Source organism: Pseudoalteromonas sp. APC 3893, from assembly GCF_030408095.1.
GTDB lineage: Bacteria > Pseudomonadota > Gammaproteobacteria > Enterobacterales > Alteromonadaceae > Pseudoalteromonas.
Genome location: NZ_JASDCD010000004.1, coordinates 102,103 through 120,703 on the forward strand (window position 1 = coordinate 102,103; position 18,601 = coordinate 120,703).

Here is an 18,601-nt window from a genome sequence, read left to right on the forward strand (position 1 = left end):
CTGAACAATTGGAAAAATGATCCCTTTCTCAATACCTAGTTATGAGCGTAGGGTTTTTATTTTTTTTAATGGTGCTCATGCTTGGCTTCAATCTCATGAGTATAAATTAGACACCCCTTTTATACTTGTTAATTTTAAGCTGTTTAAAAAAGTAAAAAGTAAAAAGTAAAAAGTAAAAAGTAAAAAGTAAAAAGTAAAAAGTAAAAAGTAAAAAGTTTAGGTTTTAGTTCAAAGGTTGATCAAGATCATAAAATTATTTTTACAAAGTGGCTAATATTATAGGTGCTAAAGAAGGAATGATAATGTTTGGACTTTTCAGGTGGTTTAAAATAGTGATAATAACTGTGTTGCTTACGCAGCATAGTTTTGTTACAGCTAAGCCAATGAATTGTGAAGAACATAAAAATGGATCTTCCGACACTCATATTATGCAACGAAGCAAAAATATTCACCATCAATCAATGAATGACAATAGTCACTATCACACTGTAAACTCGCAAGACTCTAAACACCGTCATGGTGATGAAGTATGTGAAAAATGCAAAGCTAGTGATTGTGTTTGTTGTGAGGGGGGATTTTGTTCAAGCTTTCATTTAAATGCCTATCTTGTGCAAGCGCAAGAGGAAGGTATTTGCAATATTTACTCTGAGCTATTTCTACAGCGTACACCTCTACCAAAATCTGGTATCCATCTCTTACTTTATCGTCCACCAATTATTGGCTAATCACGGGATCAGTGCGTCTTTTTTTCGCCACTCCCATCAAAAATAGAATGACTTATTCATTGATTTAAATAATCAATTGTTTTGAACGATTAGTACGATATTTTGAAGGCACTATGAAAATTCTCAAACTATTGCCATTTACAGTACTTAATGCTGTCGATTTTGGCCGAGATTTCTCTTTTACCAAAAAATTAGTTTTTAGCTTATTCACTAGAATTAGTACTTGACCTGTGTCTTAGACACAGGTCTAAGCTGAAGATGAGAGTACAAACTTAGCTAAAAAACTGAGGAGTGAATATGAAAGTTGCGGAGCTGGCAAAAAGCCTTGGAACGACTGCTGATACGGTGCGCTATTACACCAGATTAGGATTGTTAAAACCTGCTAAGTCAGTGAACGGCTACAAGTCATACTCGAATAAAGAAGTATCGAGACTTAAATTCATTTTAAGTGCCAGAAACCTTGGTTTTTCCGTTGCAGATATCAAGGAAATTATTAATGAATCTGAAGATGGTAAAAGTGCGTGCCCATTAGTCAGAAGCCTGATCAAAGAGCGGCTTGAAGAAACAGAAAAGCAGTTTCAAGCAATGTTGGCACTTCGAGGAAAAATGTCTTCTGCGCTTTCTCAATGGGAAGAAATGGAAGACAAAGCACCGACTGCAAACATGGTTTGTCATCTCATCGAAAACTTTGAGCAAATTAAAAAAGCATAGGAGGAAAAAGGGTGGCTACTAACACAAATATAAAAACTGAATCAGGCTGTTGCTGTCAGGCAAAAGCTCAATCCTCTTCGTGTAAAAGTAAGGAGAATACGTTGGAGAAAGTATCACATAACCAACAGCTTATCATTGAAGGCGCTGGGTGTGCTAGCTGTGTAGGCAAAATTGAAGGGGCGTTAAAGGCAACTCTTGGTGTAGTCAGTGCGGAAATGAATTTTGCTGATAGGACTGTAACAGTTTCTGGGACAGCTAAGACAGAAGAATTGATCAAAGCTGTTGAGTCTGTGGGGTATAACGCGAAGTCAATTGATGATAGCTCGGCAGCAGATGCGCTTGACGAGAAAGAAGCGGCTGATTGGGCATATTATAAAAAACTAATGCGCGATACGTTTATTGCCCTTTCACTTGGTGTTCCTTTGATGATCTACAGCATTGTGGTTGGAGAAATGACGGTTGAAACAAACCTTGAACGCATGTCTTGGCTGGTTGTAGGCATTTTAACTTTTGGTGTTATGTATTTTTCAGGTAAGCATTTCTATGTAGGAGCATGGAAAAGCTTTAAAAACCACTCCGCTAATATGGACACTCTAATAGCTTTAGGAACAGGTACAGCTTGGGTGTATTCGATGGTTGTCGTGTTTGCACCTGACGCCGTTCCATTAATGGCACGGCATGTTTATTTTGAAGCTACCGCCATGATCATTGGCTTAATTGATTTAGGTCTGGCATTAGAAATAAAAGCCAGAGGTAAAACCTCTGAGGCCATTAAGCGTCTTATCGGCTTGCAGGCCAAAACGGCAACCGTAGTTCGTGATAGCAGAGAAGTTCAGATTGGTATTGAGCAGGTTTTACTTAACGATATTGTAAAGGTAAAACCGGGCGAAAAAATTCCCGTCGATGGTGTGGTATTGGAAGGGCACACCTCTATTGATGAGTCCATGCTGACAGGCGAGCCTATGCCTGTTGAAAAAGCCGAAGAAGATGAGGTTGTCGCTGGTACTTTGAACAAATCAGGCATGATTATGTTTAAAGCCACACGTGTTGGAAAAGACACGGCGCTTGCGCAAATCATCAATATGGTGAAACGAGCACAAAATTCTAAACCGCCGATTGGCCGCTTGGCTGATGTTATTTCAGCTTTTTTCGTTCCTGTTGTCATGATCATCTCTGTGTTAAGTGCGCTAGCATGGCTTAACTTTGGACCTGAGCCAGCAATTGCTTTTGCCATCGTATCAGCAACTACTGTACTCATTATTGCCTGCCCATGTGCTTTGGGCTTGGCAACGCCCATGTCTGTCATGGTCGGAGTAGGAAAGGCCGCAGAAGCAGGCGTGCTAATTCGCAACGGTGAAGCACTGCAAACCGCCTCTAAAATCACTGCCATGATTTTAGATAAAACGGGCACTATTACTGAAGGGGCACCTAAGGTAACCGATATTGTTTTAGCAAAAGCTACGGACGAAAAAGACGTACTACAGCTTGCTGCAAGTTTAGAGAGCGGCTCAGAGCACCCTTTAGCGCAAGCGATTGTTGAAAGTGCGTTAGATAAGGATATTGAGTTACTAAAAATTGAAGCGTTTAACGCCATTACGGGTTTTGGTGTAGAAGCAAACTGCAACAATAAAGCCCTGCTTTTCGGAAACGATAAACTAATGAAGTTAAAAGGCATAGACCTCACAGGCTTTGTTGAACAAGCGCAGTCTTTAGCCAAAGAAGCCAAAACACCTATGTACTTTGCTGTAGATGGTGAACTTGCAGCAATCATTGCTGTTGCAGATCCTATCAAGTCAGACTCAATCTCTGCTATCAAACGACTTCAGGCTAATGGTATACGCGTCATCATGTTAACGGGTGATAACAAGGAAACCGCTGCTGCTGTTGCCAAAAAAGCGGGTATTAGTGAGTTTCTTGCTGAAGTGCTGCCAGAAGATAAAGCCAACAAGGTGAAAGAGCTACAAGAAGGCGGCGAAATTGTTGGTATGACAGGAGATGGCATCAACGATGCTCCTGCGCTAGCGTTAGCCGATGTTGGCTTCGCCATAGGCACAGGGACTGATGTAGCTATCGAAAGTGCTGACATTACCCTAATGCGTGGTTCACTTCATGGCCTAGCTGATGCCATAGCGGTAAGCAAAGCTACTTTACGAAATATAAAACAAAACTTGTTTGGCGCGTTTGTCTATAACGTAGCCGGGATTCCTTTTGCTGCGGGGGTTCTATATCCCTTCTTTGGCATTCTGCTTAGCCCTGTAATTGCAGGTGCTGCAATGGCGTTTTCGTCATTGACTGTAGTGTCAAATGCAAATCGACTTCGCTTGTTTAAAGCAAAAGAGCATTAAGGAGAAACACGATGATGTTAATTAACTTATTAGGCTTAGTGTTAATCGCACTGATTGTTTGGTGGTTTTGGCTATACAAACCCAATAAAACAATTGTTCAAGGTAATGAAGTACTCATTGAAGTGAGGGATGGCGTGTATTCACCATCCTCAATCCAAGTGTCTGCTAGTCAACCTGTCACTCTGAAGTTTATGCGCAAAGATCAATCACCCTGCGCTGAAACAATGCTTATTCCATCATTGGAGGTAAGCGAGCAGCTTAAATTAAATGAAATTACTCAAATTACCTTATTGAACTTATCACCGGGAGAGCATGAGTTTCATTGTCAGATGCAAATGTATCGCGGTGTCTTAAAGGTTGTTTAGGAGGATGAAAAAAGTGACCGCCATTTTCGATGAAATGGTGTTAACACGAGTAGAAGAGGCACTACTTTCACATGGCTATAAAGGCTTTACCATTCATAAAGCAACGGGCAGAGGTGCATATGCTGATACTTACAACAGAAATCACTTATCAGCACATATAGTTATGACAATTTATGTTGCTTTTGATGATGCAGAACATGTTGCTAAAGTTTTGCTTGATGCAGCGTATACCAACGTTGAAGGAGAAGGACTAGTTAGTATCTCCCCTGTGGATAATCTCTTCTGGATAAATTCTAAGTCTGAAGCTTCAGCGGAAAATTTAAGGTCAATAGGAGGCCAATATGAAAAATGAGCACCCTAAATTTTGGTCAACACCCACGGGTTGGGCTGCATTGGTGCTTATTGCCGCAGCCACCTATTTTTTAATCTTTGAACATGGACAGCATGTACTGCAATTTCTTCCTTATTTGATTTTATTGCTATGCCCGTTGATGCACGTATTTATGCATGGCAGTCATGGCAAACATGGCCACGATCATTCACATGCGCCTGATGAGAAAAAGGAAGAGAGCTTTCAAGAACTCACGGATAAAAATGCTGCCTATCGTGACGGCTACATACAAGGTTTAGAAGAAGGACGTAAGGAATCACATAAAAAGGAGAACAGTGATGAATGAGACATATGATTATGGCTTATGGTCAATGGTGATACTGAACTCAGCAATTTTTATCTTTTTTGCCTTTAGTTTTGTCAAACCAAAAACATCTACTGATTGGCGAAGCCTTGGAGCGTTCTCCGCCTTTATTGTTGCCCTATTTACTGAAATGTATGGCTTTCCTTTAACTATCTATTTTCTGTCGGGGTGGCTGACGGAGACCTATCCAGAAGTAAATTTCTTTGCGCATGAGAATGGGCATTTATTACATACTTTCTTTGGATTTCAAGGTGATGCCCATTGGGACCCATTTCATATAGTGAGTATGGTGTTTATTGTTGCAGGTTTCTTTATGTTGTCTTCAGCATGGAATGTATTGCATCACGCGCAAAAGCATCATCAATTGGCTACAACTGGATGGTATGCAAGGTGTCGCCACCCACAGTATGTAGCTTTCATTCTAATCATGTTCGGCTTTTTATTGCAGTGGCCGACAATCCCAACACTTGCGATGTTTCCGATCTTAGTCGTTGTTTACGTCAAGCTAGCGAAACGCGAAGAAGCACAAGCGATTGCTGAGTTTGGTTCGGAGTACCACAGGTATATGGAATCGACACCAAGTTGGATCCCAAATTTTAATAAAAGTGTAGAAGGTAAAAATCATGAAAACGTTAACTAAATCAATTTTATTTATTAGTTCACTACTGATAACCACTAGCTCATTTGCCCAAAACAATGAGCATAAACATGAAGGTGCGAACAAAGCTGATATGCATCAAGGCATGACAATACCACATGAGAACATGGGAGAAATGCATAAAAAAATGATGGAAATGAAAAAGGAAGTCCATGCCATTAAAACTGAAAAAGATCCTGACAAGCAACAGCAGATGATGGTTGAACATCACCGTTCAATGATGAAGATGATGCAATCCATGCACAAAAATATGGAAGAAATGCCAATGCATCAACAAATCAAGATGACTGAACATCATTTAGAAATGATGGAGAACATGATGCCGCAGATGAACCGGAAAATGGAAGAAATGAAAGATAGCAATCAACAGCATTCACACAAACATTAGGAGAAAAATTATGAGCGATTTAGATCATAGAGTTGGCGTTAGAGAGCAAAATTTAGTTGTTCGAAATCTAAAGCTTAGCAATGTCACAGAAGAAAGCTGTGACGAGTTAGTAAAAGAAATAGATCAGCTTTTTGGTATAGATGAAGTTAGTTACAACATCAAAGAAGGTGAAATACACCTTGCCTATGATGCCGCAAACGTAAGCCTTGATGGGATTGAGGAGGTAATCCGTAAGTATGGCGCAGATGTTCATGATGATTGGTGGACACATACTAAAGAAAGTTACTATAAATTTGTTGATCAGAACATCAAAGATAACTCTGTTCATAAGCCTTGGAGTTGTCATCAAGCACCTTCGGGGGCTGGCCGGAAAAACAAATGAATTCATAAAAAAGTGTATAGATAATTAGTTAGTCAAATGAGGTAACAGTGATGAAAACACCCTATATAAAAGCTCTTTTATTGCTTACATTCGGTTTATATTTAGTGGGTTGTTCTAATACCACTTTTTATCATAAATACATGATGAGAGGTCAGGTAGTAGAAAGTTCTGATAATCGAACTCTAATCTGTATTGGTGCTAAGCATGGCGCAGAGGTTGGGCAAAAATACAGTGTTATTAGATTCCATGAAAGAATAGTATTGAGTGAAGGTGACGATCCCTACACTATCGAAAAGGTAGGAACGGTACAAATTACTAAAATTGTGAATGATCATTTCGCAACTGTAAAGCTAGTGTCTGGTGACATTGCAGCGAAAGATATGGTGGAACTTGAAAACTAATAAAGTGGTGGCGAAAGCCACCACAAGAGCATAACAATAAAACTTAATGAAAAAGCTTTAGTGTTATTTTGTACAACCTTTGAGATTGTTTGCTCAGTTCTGGTTATCTTGATGCCAGTACGACAGAAAAAATGTTACATATGGATTAGAAAGGTGTGGGCTGGCATCCTAGGTCTAATCTTAACAGTTAAGGAGCCGCCGAATAGAGCTATACCTTTACATCAGCAGCATAATCAATGCTCCCGCGATCATAAATAAGTTTTCAGATAGCGATACAAATCCAAGTGGCACACTACTATCGCCGCCTACACAGGCACACTTTAACTGGCGTTTGTCAATGTAAACGGCTTTGAAAACTGAAATTGCTCCAACTGTGCCGATAAACAATGAAAATGGTGCCACTGCGAGAGGCTGTAGTTGGGCAACCATACCAATACCTGCATATGCTTCAATGAAGGGATAAATATAACCATATCTTATCCATCTCATCGCTAGTAAATCATAAGTAATAAACGAATTTGTGAAACTGTATAGGTCTTTCAGTTTTTGCACCGCTAAGAGCGTCATTGAAAAAGCTATAAATAGCATCAGTGTTCTGATGGAGATAAATGAGCCGGAAGCAAAATGTTGAGATGCGACAGCAAGAAGTGCAGCTATCGAGAAAATGGCTACAACTGGCGTGTAGGTTGTGCCAGTTTGACCTGCTTCATCTTTACCAAAATACTCTCTTAAGTCATCGTATCCTCCGACACGCTTTCCTTCAATAAAGGTTTGTGGCGTAGTTTTGACATCATGCTTATCTTTGAAGTCATCAGCTTGTTGTCTTGACGTGAGCTTATGATCTTCTACATCATACCCTTGCCTCTCCAGCAAATCTTTCGACCTTAAACCATAGGGGCAGATATGTTCGTCAGTGACCATTCTGTACAGGGTAGCTGTCTTAGTCATCTTAGTCTCCTTTGTTCAGTGTGCCTTCAAACTTTGGGAGCGGTCGTTGCTCAGCCTGAGCTTGTGAGCTGACCTTTCCATTTTCAGAAATATCCTTAATCAGCCATTCCATTTCTTTTATTTCTTTTCGTTGGGCTTTAATAATACCATTTGCCAATTCACGCACGCGTACATCCTCCAAAGTTGAATGCTCACTAGTAAGAATAGCAATGGAGTGATGAGGAATCATCGCTTTCATGTAGGCAGTGTCAGAAATTGTGCTTTGAGAGCGAACAAGATAAAGACATATGGCGAACAGTATTGTCGCCAATAGAAAAATAGCCATGTTGAGCTTCTTGTTACTGTACATGCCAAGCATAAAGGCCAGCATGATCATTGCCATACCTGCTCCCATATACAACGCCATATAGATACGCGTTTCACTAAACCATATATGTGATACTGCGTAAGTGTTGAGATACATCATGACAAACATAGCAATGGTTGAGGTGATGATCATTGCAGCAAATCTTGAGTATTTCATAAGTAATCCTTACATTGATAGTGTAAATATTTCCCACTGTTAGCCTATTATTCTCTACATGTGGTCATGTTCTCGAAAAATTGCAAGTAATGAGCCAGTATCAATAAGAGTATTTGTAATACGATTGACTCAATTTCAGCGCAATTATTGTGAATCAGTACTAATCTACACATTTCGGTGTAAGAGTTTATGGGCAAAAAATCTTCTTTGAAGGAGATCAAATCAGCTTATATTTAGAGTTTGAGTTTTGAACTTGTGATAGACACAGGCGGAATTGGCTTTAGTTAACAATCTAATGTGGGAACTCAAAGTACTACAAGCTGAGCTTCAACAAATGTAAGCTCGTGTACAAGTGAAGACACAGTTAAAGCATGTGGAAGAATTAATCTTGATAGTTAGAGTTGTCATTTATTTCACTTTTTAAATGAACGAATATTGATCTTTTATCTCGTTCATGTCCGAAAGCTAAAAGTTTCCTACACATGAAAGTGGTTTTGCAAGAGTATCTACTAGAGAACAAGATTTGAATGCTCAACTGTTCAGTTGGGCTATTATGGTTGTAAAAAAATATTATAAGGCAATGTGTCTGGTACTTCGGTTAGAAATGAAAAAAGTTAAAGAAGCTAATCGATTTCATCAGGTAGGGTGATGAGGTAATAGTTACTCGCCTTGATCGGCTAGGCCGATCATTAAAGTCTATTCTTGAGGACATTGAAAGTACTCACAAACGGGGCGATTGTTCAAAGATTATTAATGGTTCTGTCAGTACAAAAAATGATAATCCGTTTACCAGTTTCATTCATAATCTGCGCAATTAGCAATAATGACGTGCGTTCATAACGGTCATAAAGAGCAATCCCCCTGCGCTGAAATAATGCTTATTCCTTCATTGGATATAAGCGAACAGCTTAAGTTAAATGAAATTACTCAAATTACCTTATTAAACTTGTCACAGGGAGAGCATGAGTTTCATTGTCAGATACAAATGTATCGCGGCGTCTTAAAAGTAATTTAGTTTTAAATAGGTCTTTTTACACACCTGAACGAGCAAAAGTAACTTAACAAAAGGCTTCTCGAAAACATTACGAGAAGCCTCTAAATTAAAGTTAAGATTTGTATTTACTGTAAACAATTCTATATAGAACAGGCAAAACAACTAAAGTAAGTAAAGTAGAGGAAATAATCCCTCCAATTACCACCGTTGCTAATGGCCTCTGAACTTCAGCCCCAGTTCCGACGTTTAATGCCATAGGAATGAAACCTAAGCTAGCAACCAAAGCGGTCATTAATACAGGGCGAAGCCTGATAGTTGCACCTTCGATAATTGAGTTTATTAGCTCTCCTGTTTCAAGTAATCGCTGTTTAATGAATGACAGCATCACCAGTCCATTTAATACAGCTATCCCTGAAAGAGCGATAAATCCAACAGCAGCAGAAATTGAAAGAGGCATGTCTCTTAACCACAAAGCCAATACGCCGCCTGTAAGTGCTAAAGGCACACCACTAAATATGATCAGGGCATCTTTTATTGAACTAAATGCTATGACAAGCAGTGTCAAAATTACAAACAATGTGGCAGGTACTACGATGGATAATCTTTGCGTTGCACTCTCAAGTTGCTCAAATGTTCCGCCGTACTCAAGCCAATAACCAGCAGGCAATTCAACATTTTGTTGAATTTTTTGCTGTGCCTCTTGTACGAATGAGCCTAGATCTCGGTTTCTAACATTTGCTGTAATTACAATTCGTCGCTTACCATTTTCTCGGCTTATTTGACTTGGAACTGTCGTATAATTTAACTCTGCAACTTCGCTTACAGGTACAAACTCACCACTTTCTGTCGCGATTGGCAAATTACCTAGCTGATCAAGGTTGGCTCTCAACAGCTCAGGATATCTAACTACAATTTCAAATCGACGATCACCTTCGAATATTAACCCTGCGCCTTCACCTGACACGACTGTTTTTAACCAAGACTGTAAGTCGCTTGCATCCAACCCGTATAGCGCTAATGCTTCAGGCTTGGGGTTAACGGTAAAGATAGGCACGTCATCAACTTGTTCGAGCCGCGCATCAGCAACACCTGAAATTGTATTGAGTGTAGCCAAAACTTCTTGTGCAGAAATGACAAGTTGGGATAGATCATCACCGTAGAGCTTAATCCCTAAATCAGCTCTTACTCCGCTAATTAATTCGTTAAATCGCATCTGAATTGGTTGAGTAAACTCATAATTATTGCCGGGAATAGAGCTGAGATCTTTTTCCAGCCTTTCAACAAAATCCTCTTTCGTTAAATTAGGGTCGGGCCATTGCTCTCTCGGCTTTAATATCAGAAAAGTATCAGTCACATTTGGCGGCATCGCGTCTGTCGCAACTTCTGCTGTGCCCGTTTTTGAAAACACCGTAACAACTTCATCATATTTCATAATTTGTTGTTCAAGTACCTTCTGCATTTCTACAGCTTGGTCAATACCCGTGCCCGGAATACGCATCGCGTGCAGTGCAATGTCACCTTCATTAAGTTGAGGAACAAATTCAGATCCTAATTTACTACCAAGTAATATGCTAAATGTCACAAGTAAAGCAGCGCCGCAAACAACTAGCCAACGTAGTTTTAAAGCCCACTTCAAAACAGGACTATAAACTGACTTAGCGCCGACAATTACTGGACTTTCTTTTTCGCTGATTTTGCCTTTCAAGAATAAAGCAACCGCAGCGGGGACTAGCGTGAAGGTAAATACCATTGCAGACAATAGAGCGATTATCACCGTTGCGGCCATCGGATGAAACATTTTGCCCTCGACACCCGATAAGGTAAACAAAGGTAAATAGACAATCGTTATGATCAATACGCCAAAAACACTAGGTCGTATAACCTCATTGGTAGCAGAATAAACAATGTCTAGGCGTTCTTTCAGGGAAATGACAGAACTATTTCGTTTTTGGCTTTCTGCTAACCGCCTAATGCAGTTCTCAACGATTATTACCGCGCCATCGACAATCAATCCAAAATCTAAGGCTCCCAGACTCATTAAATTCGCAGAGACTTTGCTTTGAACCATGCCCGTGATTGTTGCCAACATTGCCAAAGGAATTACTGCGGCGGTAATCAAAGCGGCGCGTATGTTACCCAGTAATAGGAACAATACGAAGATAACCAGTAATGCACCTTCAATAAGATTTTTCTGTACGGTGCTAATTGCTTTATCAACCAGAGTTGTCCTGTCATATAAGGGAACTATGGACACGCCTTGAGGTAAACTGTTTTGGATTTCACTAAGCTTGTCACCAACAGCCAATGCCACCGAGCGTGAATTTTCTCCTACCAGCATCATTGCGGTGCCAATCACACTTTCCTTGCCTTCCAGTGATGCAGCTCCTGTCCTTAGCTCTTTTCCTATCGCAACTTCGGCGACATCTTTAACTTTTACAAGTGTGCCGTCGTCGCTTTTTATAATGACGTTTTGGATGTCTTGAATAGATTGCAACTGAGCTTGTGAACGAACAAGAATTTGCTGTCCGCTTCTTTCGATGAATCCAGCCCCTTGATTTGCATTATTTCGCATTATTGCATTTGATAGTGCTTCACTGGTAATACCGAAGTGCAACATCCTTAACGGATCGGGATTGATATGGTATTGCTTTTTATAGCCACCAATTGCATTGATTTCCGTAATCCCTTTAACCAATGCAAGTTGTGGTTTCACTACCCAGTCATGGATCTCCCTTAACGCCATCGCATCATAGGGTAAGCCATTATTCTGCTTTGCACTTTCGTCGGCAGTTATACTGTACATGTATATTTCACCGAGGCCCGTAGCAATTGGTCCCATTTCTGGTTCAATGCCAAACGGTAGTTGCTCCTTAATTGCGCTAAGTCGCTCATTGATTAGGTTTCTGGCAAAATACAAATCTGTGCCTTCTTCAAACACAACAGTCACTTGCGACAGGCCATATCGAGAAAGTGAACGGGTATAATCCAGCTTAGGTAAACCCGCCAAGCCCGTTTCGACGATAAACGTAATCCGTTGCTCTGTTTCCAAAGGTGAATAACCTTGAGCCTGCGTGTTTATTTGTACCTGTACATTGGTTATATCTGGCACAGCGTCAATAGGTAGCTTCTGATAGTTCCATATTCCTAAAGCGATGATAAACAAGGCCATAAGCAACATAGTACCACGTCTACGGATAGATAATTCTAGTATCCAAGCGATCATATTTTCACCTCGATAATACTGAAGCCAATATGTAGAGGACAAAAAGGTCGGAGATTAGTGTTCATGTCCAGCCTCCGATTTTTTTAGATCAGCAACTAGCAGATAACTGTTCTTTACAACCACACTTTCGCCGACGTTCAAACCGTCGATGATAGCAATATTGATAGCGTCTGAAGCGCCAGTTTTTACGGCGCTAGGGTGGTATTCATTGCCTTCTTTAATAAAAACAACATCTTTGCCTTCAAACTCTTGAATGGCTCCTTTTGGCACAACAACTGGAGCAGAGTGTTGACTGGTCGTAACCGCACCTTTAATTACAGTGCCAAGCGGCCACTTGTTGGTTTTGTTATCCAATTTTACAAATGCCAATGAGTATGGCTTGTCGTTTAGTGATGGTGTTAAATAGCTAATTTGCGCACTTTGATTAAATTCAGTGCTATGAATTAGCACCTGCTGGTTAGCGTTAACCTTACTTAGCTGAGTAGGAAACACTGATAGTTGTGCCCAAACCACGTCAAAATTGGCTATTGTCAGCAAGTTTTCACCATTTGTAAGCTCGCCAATATTGGCTTGCCTAGCGACTATACGCCCAGACATTGGTGCTTTTATCGAATATTGATTTAAGCTCTCATTGGATTCAATCACTACCAACGTTTCACCTTTTTTGACCTCTTCGCCGAGATTGACTTTTACTTCCTTAATAACACCATCGAATCTAGCGTTAACGTGCGCAAGTGAGGCAGGATCGGCAACGATTTTTCCATATACAACTTCTTCGTTATGAATAACACCGCTAGTTGCTGCTACTGTTTCAATGCTGTTTTGTTTAGCCATCTCAACAGACATAGAGACTATTTCATCTTTGTGTTCTTCACTGGCTGAGGTCGTGATGGAGGTGAAACCAATTACAGCAACAAGCATTAATTTGAAAAGGCTGATTGGTGAATTTAATATATTTTTCTTTTTCATGATTAATTCTCAATAAAGCTTGAAAGTTGGCTTTCTGTATTGCCGGAAGAAATTAATGGAATGCCTGATAAGGACTCAATGGAGGCGCTTTGTTTGTGAACCTCACTTGCGGCAAAAATAAGCGCATATTGCATCTCAATAAGCTCTTTTTGAACTGAAACTAGCTCTAAATAACTAAAGCGCCCGTCCGAATAGGCTTTTTGCACTAATGACAAAGCACTTTCTTGAGGCGGAATAATACTGGTTTGTAAGGTTTCAACCGTAAGGCGAGCCTCTTCCTGAGCCGCATAAAATGTCGCTAATTGGCTGTAAATTGCTCGCTCACTGGCTTTCCGTTGCTGCTCAACTTCATCGAGTTTTGCTTTTTGAGATTGATAGCTGCCTCTATTTCTATCACTCGTAAACAGAGGGACGCTAATTCCTGCAACCAACGCAGTCTCATTGCTACCTTCAAGTCTTTTCACACCTGCGCTCCACGTTATATTAGCGTGGCTTTGTGCGTTGATTGATTGTAATTGAGCTTGCTGAATTCTCGATTGCTCTGCATAAGCTAATATATGAGGACTTTGAGAAAGTTGAGCCATGATGTATTCGAGTGATATTGTTTTGGGAAGTGCAAATAAATCGCCTGATACACGAGAGAATTGCGGTGATTGTTCTCCCCACATAATAGCTAACTTACGAACACTGGCCTCTAACTGCTTGGAAATGGTTAGCGTCTTTAGTCGAGCTGTTGCTAAAGCTGCATCAGCTCGTTTTTGCTCTGATGACGGTGCCGAACCAACACGAACTTTTTTGGAGACAGTTTGATAGGTTTCTCGTGCTAGCTTTTCTGCATTTTCATTGACGAGCATGATTTGCTGTAACGTCAAAACATCGATATAGCGAGCTGCTACTTCACCCAAAATATCGAGTGTTTGTATTCTTTTTTCAACAGCTATTGCTTGCTGTTGGGCATTAACATAAAGCTTTCTGCTATTTACCTTATCTCCCAATTCCACCACGGAAGATATTGATAAGGTAAGTTCAGCGTCGCTGAATCCAGATACATCACCTGTACCTGCAAAGTTTTCCAATTCAGCGCTGACGTTATATTCAGGTTTTAACCCTGCGGTAGCTAACTCGCCGTCTAAACGCTTTTGTTTGTATTTAAAAGCTGTTAGCTGTGGGTTGTTTGCAAGTGTTCGTTGTATTGCCTCTGACAATGAAACTGAATCAACAGTTAAGTCATTTGCAAATACATTATTAGTTGTCACTAAAAACGACAACAGAAGCAACCGTTTTACTTTCTTCCAAGCAAGTACGGGGGCCTTAAAATAAGACATATTCATATTTTGTCCTGTTTATTTTATGAAACGAGCGTTGGCTTCACCGCCTAACGCGCCAATTAAATAAAAGGACTAACTTTTGGGAGGTCGAAGTAATCTGGAAGGGGGAGCTTCAATGACTACTTTTAAATAATCAAATACCTGACTTGATTTGAAATCAATGTCTCTACTGATGTAAACATGCGTAGCAAACTGTACATGCGAGCCATTGCAGTGTCCGCAATGATGACAATCAGCGGGGTTGTGTTGGTCATTATCTGCTGATGATTGTATTAATTTTTCAGAAGAAATGTGGTCATCTAAAGCATGAACATGCTCGGTTTTTATATGCTCGGAATCAACAATATGAACATCAGCAACTTTTGCCACAGCAGAAAATGACTGAAGTAATATCAGCACTATCATGATGTATGCAGGGAATTGTTTAATATTCATTTCGTTTCAACTATCTCTTAGTTATGCCAATGTTAACACTATCGTTTAGCTTGCGTCACGACATTGCTCGTCTATGAACTCTATTTCAATTGTTGTATGAGCAAAATCAAACTCTTTAAGCTCCTGTCGCAACTCTAGCTTGTACGATTTCAGCTCTTCGTTAGATATTTCAGTGTTTAAAACAATATGGGCGGTTAAAACGTTGTGTTCACCATCAAGTGACCAGATGTGTAAGTGATGTACTTCACCCACAATGGCTTTAGAAACTATTTTCGATTTAATATTTTCAATAAGATCAATATCTGGTGTCGCTTGCAAGAAGAGCATAAGTGTCGTTTTCAGTGTTCTTACAACATTAAATAAAATAAAAAGGGTAAACCCAATTGATAAAATAGGATCGAGTATGGGCCATTCAACAAACATCAATACGATTGATACAATAAATATAGCTATCCAACCTAAAACGTCTTCAAGCAAGTGCCAGTTTAAAACTCGTTCATTTAAGGTCTTTCCATGACTTAGCTTATAGGCAGCGTAACCGTTTACCACCATGCCAAAAATAGCTAATAAAAGCATTCCTTCGACTTGAGGCATTTCGGGGTTAGCTAATCTTGGTATGGCCTCAATTAGTATAAAAACAGAACCAACAGTTAATACCAAACCGTTAATCAATGCGCCAAGCAATGAAAAGCGCTTGTAACCATATGAAAACTGGCTAGAGGCAGGCTTGTTACTGAGCTTATTTAATCCCCATGCGGTGCCTATGGAGATGCTATCTCCTAAATCATGGATAGCATCTGCCATGATTGCCGTACTATTGGTTAACCAACCTCCGATAAATTCGATGATGGTAAACGTGAGGTTTAGAAAAAAAGCCCAGCCAATGCGTCTCGAAGCGTCCTCATCATTGTGAGGGTGATCATGACCGTGAGAGTGGTTATGCATGTTGAGCCTCGGCGGTTACATTTTTTCTTCTAAGCCTTTGTACATTCCAATTAATGATATGACGGATAAAGTTTTGGTACGCCCAACGTTTAATACCCGTTAGATTGGTTCCCTGCTCAGCATAGAATTCATCGGGTGAGTCATAAAAGCCAAAGTCGTCGTGTATGCCTTCTTTTTGAATATAAGTATCTTTACCAACCCAGTTCGTCTCTGGGTTACTTATGCAGGTAGTAGCTATTCCATAACCACAAAAATTATCTTTAGCTTGACTGAATTTGGATTGAATTGAACTTAGGTAAGCTTCGTCGAGAATGAAGCCTTCTAAATTGATCCACTTACCTTCATAGAGCACTTCTACCCAGCTATGGATAATGGATTTTGGGGCAAGCCAAAATACATAAGAAGGAATAGCGCCTTTCTGAAGCTGTTGGTCAATCGTGAAACCATGAAATCGGCACTGAATACCAAGCGCTCGGAATAGAGCCATTAACAAGTTTCCCTTGGTATTGCACTGTCCATAGCCATCCGCTAAAACTTCACTCGCAGATATATCATCGCTGCGGTTGTAACCAAACTGAATCTCATCTTTAACAAAGGTGTAAGCAGCTCCTATTGTGTTGTATTCATCCATTGTATTCCAATTCCGATCTGCTATTAGAGATTGGATGCTGTGATCATCTAAGTCTAATATTTGTGTTTTCTCTAAATAATTAGCACTCATTATCCATCTCCTTTAAGAACATGATTTTGATTTACTTCCACTACAGCTATTGTTTTCGCTTGTTAACTCTGCGTTGCTCAGCTCTTTCTTCGCATCAGTAATAATCAGGTAAGCCCCTCTTAAAATTAGGGTTGCAATCACACTACCAATCACAATGTCAGGCCAGCGAGAATCAAGTAGCATCACTAAAACACCAGCAGCAATGACCCCCAAGTTTGCGATCACATCGTTGGCTGAAAATATCCAGCTTGCACGCATATGGACTTCACCATTGCTTTGCATTCTGATTAAAACTAAACAAATGACGTTTGCTATTAATGCTACAAAACCAAAGCCGATCATGAACCAAGAGTGAGGCTCACCTTCTCCGAGTCTTCTTACTATGTCAAAGATTACCAGTATTCCGAGTGTCAGCTGAAAGTAACCGCTGATAAGGGCTGCATTGGCTTTATGCTTTAAAGATCGGCTCACGGCATATAGAGCAATACCATAGACAATTGCGTCAGCCAGCATATCCATTGAATCTGCTATCAAAGCCGTTGAGTTTGCATATAGGCCCACAGTAATCTCAACGCAGAACATAACCGCATTAATACCTAGCAACCAATACAGCACATGTTTTTGTTTCGCATCTTTTAGTTCGACTTCGCAACCACAACCACTCATTGCACGGCCTTAGTTATTTGCTTGATAACTTAACTATAAAGTCTATAGTGACTATAGAGTCAAGATTTAGGACTAAAGTTTTATGAAGATAGGTGAACTTTCAAAAACGACAGGGTGTTCGATACAAACAATTCGGTATTACGAGAAAGAAGGGTTGCTTTCAACTCCTGAACGTACTGAAGGGAATTACAGGTTATACGGTGAACGGGCTTTAAAAGAATTAGAGTTTATAAAGCATTGCCGAAGTTTGGATATCCCTCTAACAGATGTTAAACGCCTTATGGAACTGAAAAATAAGCCAGAAGAAAGCTGTGCAAGTGTTAATAAGCTCATTGCTCAACAATTGGCCTTAGTTAACAATCGAATGAGAGAACTCAAAGCACTAAAAGCTGAGCTTCAACAAATGGCAAGTTTGTGTACAACTGAAAACACCATTGAAGCGTGTGGAATAATTAAGTCACTTGATAGTTAGAATTGTCATTCATTTTCTATCCGTGTTGTGTACGAATAACTATATTTTATTACGTTCATGTACGAAATTTATTTAATGTACTTTCGTTCACTTGATTGTTAAGATGTACGAAAGTTACAGGTTTCGTACATATGAAAGTTGGTTTTGCACGAGTTTCGACTCAAGAACAAGATTTACAAGTTCAACTGTCCAAGTTGGGCGTTCATGGCTGTGAGAAAGTATTTCAAGGGAAGCAAAGTGGTGCTTCGATTAAAAATGATGAGAAGTTAAAAGATCTCATAAATTTTATACGAGAAGGCGATGAAGTAATTGTTACTCGCCTTGATCGGCTTGGCCGATCATTAAAGACTATTCTCGAAGCAATTGAAAGTATTCATAAAAAGGGAGCGTGTTTAAATATCATCGACGGCTCTCTCAATACTAAAAATGATAATCCATTCTCGACGGCGATGATCAACCTTTGCGGAGTCTTCGCTCAGCTTGAGCGGGATTTAATAAAAGCCAGAACAGCTGAAGGTCGTGAAGAGGCTAAGGCTAAAGGCAAACATATGGGGAGAATGTCTGCTTTGTCTGATAAACAAGCGAAGGAATTATATAAAGATAAATTAAATGGTGAATCGATTTCTGCATTAGCAAAAAAATATTCTGTTAGCCGCCCTACGGTTCACAGAACTATTAAAAGAATGGAAAAGCAAAATAATAAATAA

Annotated in this window: 23 protein-coding genes; 14 read left to right on the forward strand and 9 right to left on the reverse strand. The window is 39.9% G+C overall.

The window, feature by feature from the left end; all coding sequences use genetic code 11:
* The first annotated feature begins 302 nt into the window (after positions 1-302).
* From QMA12_RS07870 to QMA12_RS07915, 10 genes are all read left to right on the forward strand, one after another.
* A complete protein-coding gene (locus QMA12_RS07870; RefSeq protein WP_290209154.1) occupies positions 303-725 on the forward strand; it encodes a hypothetical protein in 423 nt (140 codons plus the stop codon).
* 297 nt (positions 726-1,022) lie between these two features.
* Positions 1,023-1,436: a MerR family transcriptional regulator gene (locus QMA12_RS07875; protein WP_016708244.1), complete on the forward strand. Its 414-nt coding sequence runs from the start codon at positions 1,023-1,025 to the stop codon at positions 1,434-1,436.
* Between the two features lie 101 nt (positions 1,437-1,537).
* Complete coding sequence (locus tag QMA12_RS07880; protein WP_290209156.1) at positions 1,538-3,781, forward strand: heavy metal translocating P-type ATPase; 2,244 nt, start codon at positions 1,538-1,540, stop codon at positions 3,779-3,781.
* 11 nt (positions 3,782-3,792) lie between these two features.
* Positions 3,793-4,146: a cupredoxin domain-containing protein gene (locus tag QMA12_RS07885; RefSeq protein WP_138627005.1), complete on the forward strand. Its 354-nt coding sequence runs from the start codon at positions 3,793-3,795 to the stop codon at positions 4,144-4,146.
* Positions 4,147-4,150: 4 nt separating this feature from the next.
* Positions 4,151-4,498: a P-II family nitrogen regulator gene (locus QMA12_RS07890; RefSeq protein WP_138627004.1), complete on the forward strand. Its 348-nt coding sequence runs from the start codon at positions 4,151-4,153 to the stop codon at positions 4,496-4,498.
* Complete coding sequence (locus QMA12_RS07895; RefSeq protein ID WP_063529849.1) at positions 4,488-4,823, forward strand: DUF2933 domain-containing protein; 336 nt, start codon at positions 4,488-4,490, stop codon at positions 4,821-4,823. Before QMA12_RS07890 ends, QMA12_RS07895 begins: the two co-directional genes overlap by 11 nt.
* A complete protein-coding gene (locus tag QMA12_RS07900; RefSeq protein ID WP_063529850.1) occupies positions 4,816-5,481 on the forward strand; it encodes an isoprenylcysteine carboxylmethyltransferase family protein in 666 nt (221 codons plus the stop codon). The genes QMA12_RS07895 and QMA12_RS07900 overlap by 8 nt, the downstream gene beginning before the upstream one ends.
* A complete protein-coding gene (locus tag QMA12_RS07905) occupies positions 5,465-5,887 on the forward strand; it encodes a hypothetical protein (RefSeq protein ID WP_062566152.1) in 423 nt (140 codons plus the stop codon). The genes QMA12_RS07900 and QMA12_RS07905 overlap by 17 nt, the downstream gene beginning before the upstream one ends.
* A gap of 10 nt (positions 5,888-5,897) precedes the next feature.
* Positions 5,898-6,269: a hypothetical protein gene (locus tag QMA12_RS07910; RefSeq protein WP_019677951.1), complete on the forward strand. Its 372-nt coding sequence runs from the start codon at positions 5,898-5,900 to the stop codon at positions 6,267-6,269.
* A gap of 50 nt (positions 6,270-6,319) precedes the next feature.
* A complete protein-coding gene (locus QMA12_RS07915) occupies positions 6,320-6,670 on the forward strand; it encodes a hypothetical protein (protein WP_062566151.1) in 351 nt (116 codons plus the stop codon).
* 216 nt (positions 6,671-6,886) lie between these two features.
* Here QMA12_RS07915 and QMA12_RS07920 read toward each other — a convergent pair whose 3' ends face one another.
* Together QMA12_RS07920 and QMA12_RS07925 are read right to left on the reverse strand one after the other, a co-directional pair.
* Positions 6,887-7,618: a glutaredoxin gene (locus QMA12_RS07920; protein WP_016708238.1), complete on the reverse strand. Its 732-nt coding sequence runs from the start codon at positions 7,616-7,618 to the stop codon at positions 6,887-6,889.
* A 1-nt stretch (position 7,619) separates the two neighbouring features.
* The gene (locus tag QMA12_RS07925; protein WP_008109672.1) at positions 7,620-8,141 is read right to left on the reverse strand and encodes a DUF305 domain-containing protein; all 522 of its coding nucleotides are present in this window, start codon (positions 8,139-8,141) and stop codon (positions 7,620-7,622) included.
* A 698-nt stretch (positions 8,142-8,839) separates the two neighbouring features.
* Here QMA12_RS07925 and QMA12_RS22200 point away from each other — a divergent pair.
* Positions 8,840-8,959, forward strand: a complete 120-nt coding sequence (locus QMA12_RS22200) for a hypothetical protein (RefSeq protein ID WP_353683143.1) — start codon at positions 8,840-8,842, stop codon at positions 8,957-8,959.
* A 56-nt stretch (positions 8,960-9,015) separates the two neighbouring features.
* The gene (locus tag QMA12_RS07930; RefSeq protein WP_229677580.1) at positions 9,016-9,156 is read left to right on the forward strand and encodes a cupredoxin domain-containing protein; all 141 of its coding nucleotides are present in this window, start codon (positions 9,016-9,018) and stop codon (positions 9,154-9,156) included.
* 91 nt (positions 9,157-9,247) lie between these two features.
* On the opposite strand, the gene QMA12_RS07935 is transcribed toward QMA12_RS07930, so the two are convergent.
* The 7 genes from QMA12_RS07935 to QMA12_RS07965 form a co-directional block, all read right to left on the reverse strand.
* The gene (locus QMA12_RS07935) at positions 9,248-12,358 is read right to left on the reverse strand and encodes a CusA/CzcA family heavy metal efflux RND transporter (RefSeq protein ID WP_016708236.1); all 3,111 of its coding nucleotides are present in this window, start codon (positions 12,356-12,358) and stop codon (positions 9,248-9,250) included.
* 54 nt (positions 12,359-12,412) lie between these two features.
* On the reverse strand, positions 12,413-13,327 hold the full coding sequence (locus QMA12_RS07940) for an efflux RND transporter periplasmic adaptor subunit (RefSeq protein ID WP_016708235.1): 915 nt from the start codon (positions 13,325-13,327) through the stop codon (positions 12,413-12,415).
* Positions 13,328-13,329: 2 nt separating this feature from the next.
* Positions 13,330-14,658 carry a TolC family protein gene (locus QMA12_RS07945; protein WP_029216105.1) on the reverse strand — a complete coding sequence of 443 codons (1,329 nt, stop codon included), beginning with the start codon at positions 14,656-14,658 and terminating at the stop codon, positions 13,330-13,332.
* 69 nt (positions 14,659-14,727) lie between these two features.
* Entirely contained in the window at positions 14,728-15,090 is a 363-nt protein-coding gene (locus QMA12_RS07950) for a hypothetical protein (RefSeq protein WP_016708233.1), read from the reverse strand.
* 45 nt (positions 15,091-15,135) lie between these two features.
* On the reverse strand, positions 15,136-16,035 hold the full coding sequence (locus QMA12_RS07955; RefSeq protein ID WP_016708232.1) for a cation diffusion facilitator family transporter: 900 nt from the start codon (positions 16,033-16,035) through the stop codon (positions 15,136-15,138).
* A complete protein-coding gene (locus tag QMA12_RS07960) occupies positions 16,028-16,756 on the reverse strand; it encodes a transglutaminase family protein (protein ID WP_016708231.1) in 729 nt (242 codons plus the stop codon). Before QMA12_RS07960 ends, QMA12_RS07955 begins: the two co-directional genes overlap by 8 nt.
* A 12-nt stretch (positions 16,757-16,768) precedes the next feature.
* Positions 16,769-17,422 carry a cation transporter gene (locus QMA12_RS07965; protein WP_016708230.1) on the reverse strand — a complete coding sequence of 218 codons (654 nt, stop codon included), beginning with the start codon at positions 17,420-17,422 and terminating at the stop codon, positions 16,769-16,771.
* An 82-nt stretch (positions 17,423-17,504) separates the two neighbouring features.
* On the opposite strand from QMA12_RS07965, the gene cadR reads away from it, so the two are divergent.
* Both cadR and QMA12_RS07975 read left to right on the forward strand, forming a co-directional pair.
* Positions 17,505-17,894 carry a Cd(II)/Pb(II)-responsive transcriptional regulator gene (cadR, locus tag QMA12_RS07970; protein WP_016708229.1) on the forward strand — a complete coding sequence of 130 codons (390 nt, stop codon included), beginning with the start codon at positions 17,505-17,507 and terminating at the stop codon, positions 17,892-17,894.
* Positions 17,895-18,025: 131 nt separating this feature from the next.
* Entirely contained in the window at positions 18,026-18,601 is a 576-nt protein-coding gene (locus tag QMA12_RS07975; protein ID WP_130244330.1) for a recombinase family protein, read from the forward strand.

What these genes read in the sequence shown, in the direction of transcription:
- QMA12_RS07875 (WP_016708244.1), top strand. Translation starts at nt 1,023, where the DNA reads ATGAAAGTTGCGGAGCTGGCAAAAAGCCTTGGAACGACTGCTGATACG.
- QMA12_RS07975 (WP_130244330.1), top strand. Translation starts at nt 18,026, where the DNA reads ATGAAAGTTGGTTTTGCACGAGTTTCGACTCAAGAACAAGATTTACAA.
- QMA12_RS07960 (WP_016708231.1), bottom strand. Translation starts at nt 16,756, where the DNA reads ATGAGTGCTAATTATTTAGAGAAAACACAAATATTAGACTTAGATGAT.
- QMA12_RS07925 (WP_008109672.1), bottom strand. Translation starts at nt 8,141, where the DNA reads ATGAAATACTCAAGATTTGCTGCAATGATCATCACCTCAACCATTGCT.
- QMA12_RS07945 (WP_029216105.1), bottom strand. Translation starts at nt 14,658, where the DNA reads ATGAATATGTCTTATTTTAAGGCCCCCGTACTTGCTTGGAAGAAAGTA.
- QMA12_RS07890 (WP_138627004.1), top strand. Translation starts at nt 4,151, where the DNA reads ATGAAAAAAGTGACCGCCATTTTCGATGAAATGGTGTTAACACGAGTA.
- QMA12_RS07920 (WP_016708238.1), bottom strand. Translation starts at nt 7,618, where the DNA reads ATGACTAAGACAGCTACCCTGTACAGAATGGTCACTGACGAACATATC.
- QMA12_RS07955 (WP_016708232.1), bottom strand. Translation starts at nt 16,035, where the DNA reads ATGCATAACCACTCTCACGGTCATGATCACCCTCACAATGATGAGGAC.
- QMA12_RS07940 (WP_016708235.1), bottom strand. Translation starts at nt 13,327, where the DNA reads ATGAAAAAGAAAAATATATTAAATTCACCAATCAGCCTTTTCAAATTA.
- cadR (WP_016708229.1), top strand. Translation starts at nt 17,505, where the DNA reads ATGAAGATAGGTGAACTTTCAAAAACGACAGGGTGTTCGATACAAACA.
- QMA12_RS07910 (WP_019677951.1), top strand. Translation starts at nt 5,898, where the DNA reads ATGAGCGATTTAGATCATAGAGTTGGCGTTAGAGAGCAAAATTTAGTT.
- QMA12_RS07965 (WP_016708230.1), bottom strand. Translation starts at nt 17,422, where the DNA reads ATGAGTGGTTGTGGTTGCGAAGTCGAACTAAAAGATGCGAAACAAAAA.
- QMA12_RS07950 (WP_016708233.1), bottom strand. Translation starts at nt 15,090, where the DNA reads ATGAATATTAAACAATTCCCTGCATACATCATGATAGTGCTGATATTA.
- QMA12_RS07905 (WP_062566152.1), top strand. Translation starts at nt 5,465, where the DNA reads ATGAAAACGTTAACTAAATCAATTTTATTTATTAGTTCACTACTGATA.
- QMA12_RS07895 (WP_063529849.1), top strand. Translation starts at nt 4,488, where the DNA reads ATGAAAAATGAGCACCCTAAATTTTGGTCAACACCCACGGGTTGGGCT.
- QMA12_RS07870 (WP_290209154.1), top strand. Translation starts at nt 303, where the DNA reads ATGTTTGGACTTTTCAGGTGGTTTAAAATAGTGATAATAACTGTGTTG.
- QMA12_RS07935 (WP_016708236.1), bottom strand. Translation starts at nt 12,358, where the DNA reads ATGATCGCTTGGATACTAGAATTATCTATCCGTAGACGTGGTACTATG.
- QMA12_RS07900 (WP_063529850.1), top strand. Translation starts at nt 4,816, where the DNA reads ATGAATGAGACATATGATTATGGCTTATGGTCAATGGTGATACTGAAC.
- QMA12_RS07915 (WP_062566151.1), top strand. Translation starts at nt 6,320, where the DNA reads ATGAAAACACCCTATATAAAAGCTCTTTTATTGCTTACATTCGGTTTA.
- QMA12_RS07885 (WP_138627005.1), top strand. Translation starts at nt 3,793, where the DNA reads ATGATGTTAATTAACTTATTAGGCTTAGTGTTAATCGCACTGATTGTT.
- QMA12_RS07930 (WP_229677580.1), top strand. Translation starts at nt 9,016, where the DNA reads ATGCTTATTCCTTCATTGGATATAAGCGAACAGCTTAAGTTAAATGAA.